Consider the following 5,159-nt stretch of genomic DNA (forward strand, 5'->3'; position numbering starts at 1 on the left):
CGCGCTCCATCGTGAACACCCGTTTGCACAGTTTTGCCAGCAAAGCAGTGCCATAGCCGCTTCCTGTGCCTATTTCCAATACCTTGTTTGGCGTATCCGCTAAATCCAGGGCGTCGAGGAGTTTTGCCAGTTTAATCGGCGAAATCATAGATTGGTGATGATCCAGCGGAATCGAAACATCTCGATATGCGTGTTCCAAATATTCAGCGGGAACAAACTTCTCGCGTGGAATACTCTCCAAAGCCTTGAGTATATGCGCATGCATGATACCAGCCTGCCGCGCCTGAAGAACCAGCGAAGCGCGGGCCCAGTCTAGGTTTTGCTCTGGCTCACTCATAATGCCTCTAATCGGTTAGAGATAGTTTTCCTTTGAGCGCATTGATTGCTTCAAAATCGGATTGTTGCAGCTTCATGGGTGTTACTGTAACAGCGTTGTGCTCTAATAAACGCACACAATCAGCAGCAGCATCCAATGGCGTTGGTGTTTTTAGTATCGTGACAAAGAAATGCCCGTCATTGTCGCTTGGATAATATTCGAAAGCGGACTTCGAGAACCGCTGATGCGGGACCAATTCAATTCCGGAAACATCTACCGCTGCGCATCTGGGGAAATTGACGTTATAATAGATATCGTGGTCTGCATGATTTTCTATAATTGTCTTGATTGCGGCAGCGCCAAAGCGCTGAGAACACTCCCACTCGATCAGATGTTCATCACTGAAATCCATGCTTTGGCTCAGTGCAATACCAAGCGCACCCTGTAGCGCCCCCTCGCGGGCCCCCGCAGCTGTGCCTGAACAATGCACGATATCTGCGATGTTTTGACCTCTATTGATGCCGGACAGCACCACATCCGCGGGGCGGTCTCTCAGCACATGCGTCATGCCAATCGCAACGCAGTCCGCTGGCGTACCCTCAATAGCAAAGACCTGCTTATCGCGCTGATCCAAAGACAGTTCTGTGCCCAATGTAAACTTATGCCCGACACCGCTCTGGTTGCCCGCCGGGGCAACAACCCACACATCATCGGACAATTCACGGGCGATTTTCTCTAATAGTTTTATACCGGGCGCATCTACACCGTCATCATTTGTGACAAGGATGCGCAATTGATCCGCCATCTATTTGGCCGCTGAGATTTCAGATAGACCACCCATATAAGGTTGCAGCACGCTTGGAATGGCAATTGAGCCATCTTCTTGCTGATAGTTTTCCATAACAGCGATCAAAGCACGGCCTGTCGCCACGCCCGAACCGTTGAGCGTGTGCACATATTGCGGCTTGCCATTTTCATCCCGGTAACGCGCATCCATGCGTCGGGCTTGATAGTCACCGGCAACTGACACAGAAGAAATCTCTCGATAAGCGTCCTGCCCTGGCAACCAAGCTTCTATATCAAAGGTGCGCATCATTGTTGCGCCCATATCACCAGCACAAAGTCGCATCACCCGATAAGGAATATCTAAGCCTTTCATCACAGCTTCAGCACAACCGAGCATGCGCTCGTGTTCTTGAAGTGACTTGTCTGGTGCGGTGACCGCCACCATTTCAACTTTGTAGAATTGGTGCTGACGCAGCATGCCGCGTGTATCACGGCCCGCAGAACCAGCCTCAGACCTAAAACACGGCGTCAAGGATGTGAAGCGAAGCGGCAACTCCTCGTGACTGAGCATGCTTTCGCGCACAAGGTTGGTCAAAGAGACTTCAGAGGTTGGGATCAACCAACGATCATCTGTTGTCTGAAAAGCATCTTCTGAGAACTTTGGAAGTTGCCCCGTACCGAATAAGGCTTCAGAACGCACCAAAAGTGGCGCAATGACTTCAGTAAACCCGTGTTCACTGGTGTGCAAATCCAGCATATATTGACCAAGTGCGCGCTCTAGGCGAGCAATTTGGTTTTTTAAGACCACGAAACGTGAGCCTGCGATTTTGGCAGCGATTTCGAAATCCATCTGCCCCAACTGTTCGCCGAGCTCATAGTGTTCTTTGGGTTTGAAGCTGTAATGACGTGGCTCAGAGAAACGGCTTTTTTCGACATTGTCGCTCTCGTCGGCACCTTCTGGCACGTCTTCAAGCAATAAGTTGGGCAGCCCCGCTAAAAGATCGTTCAGTTCAGCCGTTTGCGCGCGTTCGGTCTCCTCACCCAGCTGCACCTTAGATTTTAAGTCTGCCACTTGTGAAAGCAAAGCTTGCGCTTTTTGTTCGTCGCCTTGAGCTTTTGCCTGTCCAATTTGCTTGGACGAAGCATTGCGTGTTTCTTGCCACTCATTCAACTGTTGAACGGTTGCTTTACGTGCATCGTCAAGCGCCAGTATTTGGGCGGATTGAGGCTCCGCCCCGCGTCGTTTTAGACTTGCGTCGAATGCTTCGGGGTTAGCTCTAATCCATTTTACGTCAAACATGTTTTGCTCCGGCTGTTGCCGTTTAATTTCGTGATCAATATGTACATTTGTTGATAGTCTTAAATTTCCGACGATGCATCTTTTTCGGCCTCAGCTTGACGCTTTGCACGCGAGCGCTCAACAAGTCGAACAGCAAGGATGGAAATCTCGTATAAAAGGAAGACAGGCACCGCAAGACCAATCTGTGTCATTGGATCAGGTGGTGTCAGAAATGCCGCGACGGCCAATATCGCCACGATTGCATATTTGCGCCATGACTTAAGATTGTCTGCGGTAATCAATTCCGCGCGCGCCAGCAATGTCAAAATGACCGGCAGTTGAAAGCACAAACCAAATGCCAGTAACAATGTCATTGTAAGCGAAAGATATTCGCTCACCCTCGTCATCATCTGAATAGATGCCTGGCCGGTACCACCTTGTTCAAAAGACAGGAAGAAACGCATGGCCAACGGCATCACACCGAAATAGACGAGCGAAGCGCCCAGTATGAACAATACCGGTGTGGCTATTAGGTAAGGAATAAATGCCGCACGCTCACGCTTATAGAGCCCTGGTGCCACAAACATGTAGACTTGGCTGGCAAGTATTGGAAAAGCGAGGAAAATAGCGCCAAATAGCGCAACCTTCAACTCCGTAAAGAACGCTTCTTGAGGAGCCGTGTAGATCAAACTCACGTCTTCCACTGCGCCGCCAACGGCTTGGACAAAGGGTCCTAGCAGGATGGTGTAAATCTCGCCCGCCAAGAAAAAACATACGACGAATAGCACCGCGATTGCGGAAAACGAATAGATCAGGCGTGTTCGCAGTTCGATCAAATGCTCCATCAGCGGTGCTTCGCTTTGGGTCACCTCATCACTTGTTTTCTCAAGCTCTTTGCTCATCATGCGTCCCCTTTAGGGGTGGCAACGTCTTTGGCAGGCGCGCGTTGCAGCTTAGCTGCGGTTTTTGCCGGAATACCGCGTTTATTCGCCACGGCGGTAATTGGTTTAATTTCTTTTTCGGCTGCGGGTTTTTTAGCCGGCGCTTTGCGGGCAGAAGTTGGTTTTGCTGCAGTTGGTTTTGCTGCAGTTGTTTTGGCGGCTGCTGTTTTCCGCGTGGCGGCTGTTTTCGCCGCAGTCGTTTTGGCGGCTGTTTTCGCAGCAACTCGTTTAGCTGGCGTTTTTTTGGCGGGCGCTTTTTTAACAGATGTCGACTTTGCAGCACCGGCGGTTTTCGAACTCGACCGTTTTTTCGCCGGCGGTTTTTTGTCAGGTGTTGCGTTTTCTGCGTCGGCTTTGGCTGCAGCATCCGCTTGGGCGCGGGTAATAGCGGCCTTCATACTTGAGGCTGCAGCTGCGGGATCGGGAGCTGGCAATGGCGGCAGACCTGCAGATTCGCGAATTTCATTCGCGACGCTTTCTTGCCCCTCGACCTTTGGCTTAATAATACCGCTGGGTTCAACACCATCCTTGCCAATTGTGTTGAATTGGTTGGTAAGCTCTTCGTGGGTCGCTTCAAGCGGTTTTGTAATGGAGTTCTTGATGTCTTTGATTTCATCCAAAGCGGCAACTTTACTGATTTCCGATTTGAACTCATTCCCCATGCGACGCACAGTGCCGAACACGCGGCCCAATTGACGCAACATGGCGGGCAGGTCTTTAGGACCGACCACAATCAATGCGATCGCCGCAATGATCAGCATTTCGCTCCAGCCGATATTTAACATCAAGGCTTCCTTAGCTTGTCAAAACACCCAATGAACCACTGGGTAAAACGCCCATCCAATTAGGATTAGCTTTTGTCTTTTTCAGCTTCTTCTTTTTTGACGTCGATTTCGGCAACCTGCTTCTCATCGTCCGTCATTCCTTTGCGGAATGCTTTGATGCCAGATGCAACTTCGCCCATCATACCGGCTATCTTGCCGCGACCAAATAGCAATAGCGCAGCGACTGCTATGATCAAAATTCCCCAAGGACCTGGATTCATGGTTTTTACTCCTCTTGATCGCGCGTTTGTCGCGCGAAAAAACTTGTCGTTATTCAAATAAGTTCAAATCGTGTCAAACACAAGGACGCGATTAGGGTTTATCGCGATATTTACGTCTTGTCCCGGATACACATCGTCGCTGGCGGGCCTGCGCACACGCACCGGCTGATCAATTCCCGACACAGCAACTTCGATCGTATCAATACCAATTGCTGTTCGTTTGTTGACCACGCGGCCCATTGCCCCCTCGCCACTTCCAACCAAATTTGCTGAAGCCACCGGCCGCATTGCCACGATGATTTTCGTACCATCGGGCCGCCCAAGTACTGGCAGCTTGCCCAAAGGGGTGTCAGCGTATCCGTTATTCACCGTCGCATGCATCTCAGAGATTGGTGAGAAAAAACGCGCAACGCTCAGATCAAGCGGCGAGTTGTAGATCTCATCTGATGTCCCGATCTGCGCAATCTCACCATCTCGCAATAGCGCGATTTTGTCACCAAACAACATGGCCTCTTCTGGGTCGTGCGTCACGATAACACATGTCGCCCGCGTTTCGCGCAACACTGCCAGCGTTTCCGCGCGCACACTTTCACGTAAACGCGCATCGAGCGAGGAAAAGGGTTCATCGAGCAACAGCAGGCCAGGTTTGGGGGCAATCGAACGTGCAAGCGCCAAACGTTGCTGCTGTCCACCTGACAATTGCGATGGATAGTCGTTGGCACGGTCCGCTAACCCCACACGTTTAAGGGCGTGTAATGCTTGTTTGCGCGCTTCGTCCCGACCCAACGATTT

General features: G+C 50.8%; 7 protein-coding genes. All 7 read right to left on the minus strand.

Annotated elements, in window-relative coordinates; genetic code table 11:
* Positions 1-337, minus strand: a 337-nt coding sequence (locus ACJAZW_RS15035; RefSeq protein ID WP_415159557.1) for a protein-L-isoaspartate O-methyltransferase family protein, incomplete at its 3' end; no start/stop codon positions are given.
* Between the two features lie 7 nt (positions 338-344).
* Complete coding sequence (gene surE / locus ACJAZW_RS15040) at positions 345-1,121, minus strand: 5'/3'-nucleotidase SurE (protein WP_415159559.1); 777 nt, start codon at positions 1,119-1,121, stop codon at positions 345-347.
* Positions 1,122-2,402, minus strand: a complete 1,281-nt coding sequence (gene serS / locus ACJAZW_RS15045) for a serine--tRNA ligase (RefSeq protein ID WP_415159561.1) — start codon at positions 2,400-2,402, stop codon at positions 1,122-1,124.
* A gap of 59 nt (positions 2,403-2,461) precedes the next feature.
* Positions 2,462-3,283, minus strand: a complete 822-nt coding sequence (gene tatC, locus ACJAZW_RS15050; RefSeq protein WP_415159563.1) for a twin-arginine translocase subunit TatC — start codon at positions 3,281-3,283, stop codon at positions 2,462-2,464.
* Positions 3,283-4,107 (minus strand): Sec-independent protein translocase protein TatB, encoded by an 825-nt coding sequence (tatB, locus tag ACJAZW_RS15055; protein WP_415159565.1) that lies wholly within the window; start codon positions 4,105-4,107, stop codon positions 3,283-3,285. Before tatB ends, tatC begins: the two co-directional genes overlap by 1 nt.
* A 65-nt stretch (positions 4,108-4,172) precedes the next feature.
* Complete coding sequence (locus ACJAZW_RS15060; protein ID WP_415159567.1) at positions 4,173-4,367, minus strand: twin-arginine translocase TatA/TatE family subunit; 195 nt, start codon at positions 4,365-4,367, stop codon at positions 4,173-4,175.
* A 63-nt stretch (positions 4,368-4,430) separates the two neighbouring features.
* The coding region (locus ACJAZW_RS15065; protein WP_415159569.1) for an ABC transporter ATP-binding protein at positions 4,431-5,159 on the minus strand (729 nt) is incomplete at its 5' end.

Origin of the sequence: Maritalea sp. (assembly GCF_047634455.1) — a bacterium.
Lineage (GTDB): Bacteria > Pseudomonadota > Alphaproteobacteria > Rhizobiales > Devosiaceae > Maritalea.